Source organism: Pseudomonas saliphila, from assembly GCF_008638345.1.
Taxonomy (GTDB): domain Bacteria; phylum Pseudomonadota; class Gammaproteobacteria; order Pseudomonadales; family Pseudomonadaceae; genus Halopseudomonas; species Halopseudomonas saliphila.
Genome location: NZ_VTVA01000040.1, coordinates 1 through 4,365, shown reverse-complemented (window position 1 = coordinate 4,365; position 4,365 = coordinate 1). Strand labels below are relative to the sequence as shown.

The window sequence follows — 4,365 nt, the reverse complement described above, 5'->3', positions numbered from 1 at the left end:
GGATAACAGCCGGATCCGTAATAGCCGCTTCTCGGATACCGCCGGGCGGCTGATGTACCGGCACAGCCGTTCGAGCTTCTTGCGTTCATCGGCCCTGGCCGCCACGCCGGCGTGCAGGCTGAACCCGGCTACCTTGCCAATCCCGTCACCGAACGGATCACCACTGGTCGGCAGAGTTTGCAAAGTGAACACCTTTCGCCCCGCCTGTGAACCGACAGCGATACGGTAAGTGATCGAGTGCCCCAGCAGGGGTGTCATCGGGTCGTCATCCACCGCATCCGAGGCCAGATAGCTGTTTTCGACATCCCGTTCCAGCAGGCCTTGCCGTTCCAGATAGCGACCCACCCGGTGGGCGATGGTGTGCGTCAGCTGGGTGAGCTCTGGGCTGGTCGGCGCCTTGACCCAGCGGAAACGCGCTGAGCCGTGGGATTGCTCGACATACACACCGTCGAGAAACAGCATGTGGAAGTGAACATTCAGATTGAGCGCCGATCCAAAACGCTGGATCAGGGTGACCGCGCCCGTCTTGGCCACTTGGTGGGTATGGCCCGCTTTCTTGACCAGGTGCGTGGCAATGACGCGGTAAACGATGCCCAGCACCCGCCCCATGATCTCGGGCCGGCTGGCAAACAGGAAACGCAGCTGAAACGGGAAACTCAACACCCACTGACGCATGGGTTGTTCAGGCAGTACTTCATCAACCAGCAAGGCGGCACTTTCGGCCATCCGCCGCGCCCCACAGCTCGGGCAGAAACCGCGACGCTTACAGCTGAAAGCGACCAGGTGCTCGGCGTGGCAAGACTCGCAGCGAACCCGTAGAAAGCCATGCTCCAGCCGCCCGCATTGGAGAAATTCTTCAAATTCCCGTTGCACATAGCCCGGCAATTCCTTTCCCTGCTCTGCCATAAGCGCAGCGAATGCCGGGTAATACTCGTCAACGATCTGATAGAGAAGGGTTTGCTCGGGTCGGTGGCTCTGGTAACGACCAGTATCCCGATCCCGGCTGGCCGTCCTGGCCGTCCTGGCCGCCACATGAGGCATGTTCCGCGTCCTTGCAATACTGTGTTTACATACAGTCTATCGCTTAGCGGAAAGTTCTTTTACCCTCAGCCGAAATGCCTGCCGTTGCTAGACATTGCCAGCCAGTGCCCGTCACTCCCACTCTATTGTAAACAAGACATTTTTATCTTTTATATTCAATGGCTTATTTTCCTGCTAATTGGTAATACCATGAAAAATACCATGCTCAGAAAAGGCTTAACAATATTTTGAAAAATTGCCTACTGAGCGCTGCCGCACAGCTCCATAGGCCGCTTTCCTGGCTTTGCTTCCAGATGTATGCTCTTCTGCTCCTGCAGCTAATGGATCACCGCAAACAGGTTACTCGCCTGGGGATTCCCTTTCGACCCGAGCATCCGTATGAGACTCATGCTCGATTAGCGGGCTTTAATACTACATCAAGTCTACAGGCGTGCCCAAAAACTGCTTTTACGCCCATGCGCTGACTGCAATTGTTGCACGAATGCGTGATGCTCCAGCAGAGGGTCGAACACCTTGATTCGCCCGGCCAGCGCTTCCAGCTGCTGAAGAGGAAAAGCACTCCGCCCGAGGGCGGAGTGCTGTCCTGAAGTATTATTGATTTACGAGAGCAGCTTTGGTGGCAAAACGCTTGGAAAAGCCGTTGAGTTTCAGCTTGAAATCATCTCCGGAGCGAAACTGGGCCTCGGTCATATGGGGTTGCTCGTGATCCTTGTACCATTCCGCGTACTCCTTGTGATCGGTACTTTGAACATCGTAATGGGTGGAGTACGTCCTGACATGGACGACCGGGTCCTTACCGCTCATATCAAACTCCATGAAGCGCATCCATCCATCTCCTATGCCGATTCCCAGGTCTGATTCGACCTTGACGCCGGCGTCAATGGCGGTTTGGGCCCGACTCTGGTAGTCGGAAAGTAATTGCCAGACCGGATTGCCATGGGCATTGCTATCCATGCGGGTCGCCTGGGCGAGTTGATGGCCGCAAAGCACCAGGAAAATCTGGTCGTGCTGGCTAATAAACTTTTGCCATACCATTTCGGGGTTATTGTGAATGGGATCCACCACATGACCATCAATCACCGGATTGGCCTTTCGTTCACCGTCGGTGTTGAGGTAGTCGTGCGTGGACACAATGGTTGGCAGGCCCGGGTGTTTCTCCACCACGCCGGCGGCCCATTCCAGCGACGCGTTGGGGGCATCGAACTGGAGAGCGATATGGAGGAACCTGTAGCCTCCCGCCTCGAATATTTGAGCGCTGTCGGCGCCGCCATCGTTGTACTCCACGTACCAGGGTTTGTCCTTGAAAAATACCGAATTAGCGCCGAAGACAGACCGGAAATTGTCCAGGCCTCCGGGATGCAGCATGCCCAAAGTAGCTAGATCGTGGGGGTCGGGATTGGCAGACGGAGGATGATTGGCATCTGTCCACATGGCGTCGTAGTCATGATTTCCCGGTGCTACCGAAAACGGTACTTTGCCCGCAATCAGGGAAAAGCCTTCATGGGCCTTGGGCATTTCAACGGTTTTGGCCTTTTCCGTGGGAGCGAAGTGGCTATCCACAATGGGGTTAGGCGCAATCTTGAATCCCCGCGCCTTGTGATCTTCGTCCATGGACAAGGTCTGGTGTTGCCAGACATCCCCGAGGGAGGTGACGAAAGCGATGTCACCGCCCTGGCTTTCCAGGTTGTCCGCGATGTACTGCATCTGTTCTATGAAGAGCTTGTTGGCATCGAAGGGAAACCCTTCAGCTTTCTGGTGGGTATAGTCCAGGTAGTTCTGGGTATCCGGAATCACCGCGATGGTGAACGTTTTATCATCCGGTGAAGCCGCCAGAGACAGGGGTGCGGCGGTGGATACCGCGATAAATGAGGCAAGAATCCCGCTCTTGAGCGAGGCATTGATCATATTCATGAAATTGCTCCGTTTTGGGGTTGATCAGAAATTGACAGTGAACTCGGCGCCGCCATTCAGTGCGGATCTGCCGTGCAATGTGGATTGAGGCCCCTTTTCGACTTCGATGCGGTCTATATCGAAAAGCTCGCCATAAGAGGCGGTGGCATGGGTAACGGCCACGCCGTCCTGGAAAATCGCGACCCGAAGTTCGCTCTCCGGGTTGATATCATTGGTAGTGATGCCCCGTATGGAAAACCCTGGAGCGAACCTATCCTGAAGCTGTATCACGAACCCGGGAGTAAGTTCAGCGACCCTGTTCAGCTCGGAGCCGCCGATTTTCTCCAGAAACTCGCCGCTGTAGGCGCTCATTGCCATGGGAACATCGGTGATCTCCTGTTCTCTCTTCTGAGCAGTTACTACAATCACCTCCATTATATTACTGGTGTTCGTGTTTGAGGGCTCACCGGTAGCGGCAAGTGCTGTTGCGGAAAGGGCAAACCCCAGGGGGCCGGGGAGCCATTTCAAGTTTTTCATGGTTGTGACCTCGTTGTGAGTAAAAAAAAGGGGGGGCATCCAATAACGATGCGATATAGTATCGTTATTGGATTGCAGAAGTTTGAAGGAAATATGACAACATGAAAGAAACAGGCTTTCCGGATTGTCCCGAAGGCGACACTGGACCAGCGGCGTAATATCCGGTCTGGCCAGTCGGGACTTCATTGTGGAATTGTCATAAACTTGAGCCTCGACTTCGTGTGAACAGGCCCTGAGAGTGAGTCTCTGACGATACGTGATGATATTGGAAAGAAGTGTCATTCGTATGACTCGACGGGAAGTGAAAGGAGTGCCCGAAAGTGACACAGTCTAGAGGACGCCCACGCAGCGCCGGGGTTGGCGATGCCATCAAGGCAGCGGCTTGGGAGTTGCTGGCGGAAAAAGGCTACGACAGCCTTACCATGGACGACGTCATCGCCAGCGCGGGATGCGGTAGAAATACCGTATATCGGCGCTACAGTAGTAAGCGGGAACTGATTCTGAGTTTATTCCAGGATATGTACCACGATGATCTGCCTGCCATGGGCCCCGATGATGACCCCCGCGAAGTGCTCATTGACTACACCGGGCGTATTGTCAGATTTCTTACGGGAACACCAGGCCAGGCCATGGTGAAGATACTCGAGGTGGTGCCTCGAAACCCCGAGTTGGCTGCGATAAGGCATCAGTATCGTCGCCAGTTCAGTGAAAAGCTGTATCAGCCCTTGAAGCGAATCAGCGCATTTACGCCGAGCCGGGAAGTGCTTGCGTTTGTCGAGGATACTCTTGCAGGAGCGCTCCATTATCACACCAGCGTCGTCAAGAGAGAACTGAGCGATCGGGAAATCAGCGGTATAGTCGATAGCATTGTCGGGAGTATAAGAAATATTAACGCTA

At 54.6% G+C, this 4,365-nt stretch carries 5 protein-coding genes; 1 reads left to right on the top strand and 4 read right to left on the bottom strand.

Annotated elements, in window-relative coordinates; genetic code table 11:
- The 4 genes from FHK95_RS19840 to FHK95_RS19820 all read right to left on the bottom strand — a co-directional run.
- The coding region (locus FHK95_RS19840; RefSeq protein ID WP_150306362.1) for an IS91-like element ISCR2 family transposase at positions 1-1,041 on the bottom strand (1,041 nt) is incomplete at its 3' end.
- Between the two features lie 422 nt (positions 1,042-1,463).
- Complete coding sequence (locus tag FHK95_RS20540) at positions 1,464-1,640, bottom strand: DUF6880 family protein (protein ID WP_353743853.1); 177 nt, start codon at positions 1,638-1,640, stop codon at positions 1,464-1,466.
- Positions 1,633-2,952, bottom strand: coding sequence for a metallophosphoesterase family protein (locus FHK95_RS19825; RefSeq protein WP_178114868.1), 1,320 nt, complete (start codon positions 2,950-2,952; stop codon positions 1,633-1,635). The genes FHK95_RS20540 and FHK95_RS19825 overlap by 8 nt, the downstream gene beginning before the upstream one ends.
- Before the next feature lie 24 nt (positions 2,953-2,976).
- Positions 2,977-3,468, bottom strand: coding sequence for a TonB-dependent receptor plug domain-containing protein (locus FHK95_RS19820; RefSeq protein WP_150306360.1), 492 nt, complete (start codon positions 3,466-3,468; stop codon positions 2,977-2,979).
- Between the two features lie 320 nt (positions 3,469-3,788).
- Here FHK95_RS19820 and FHK95_RS19815 point away from each other — a divergent pair.
- Positions 3,789-4,365: TetR/AcrR family transcriptional regulator (locus tag FHK95_RS19815; RefSeq protein WP_150306359.1), on the top strand; the 577-nt coding region annotated here is incomplete at its 3' end.

Bases quoted from the DNA above. Each gene is read 5' to 3' on its own strand.
- FHK95_RS19825 (WP_178114868.1), bottom strand. From the start codon at position 2,952: ATGAATATGATCAATGCCTCGCTCAAGAGCGGGATTCTTGCCTCATTT.
- FHK95_RS19820 (WP_150306360.1), bottom strand. From the start codon at position 3,468: ATGAAAAACTTGAAATGGCTCCCCGGCCCCCTGGGGTTTGCCCTTTCC.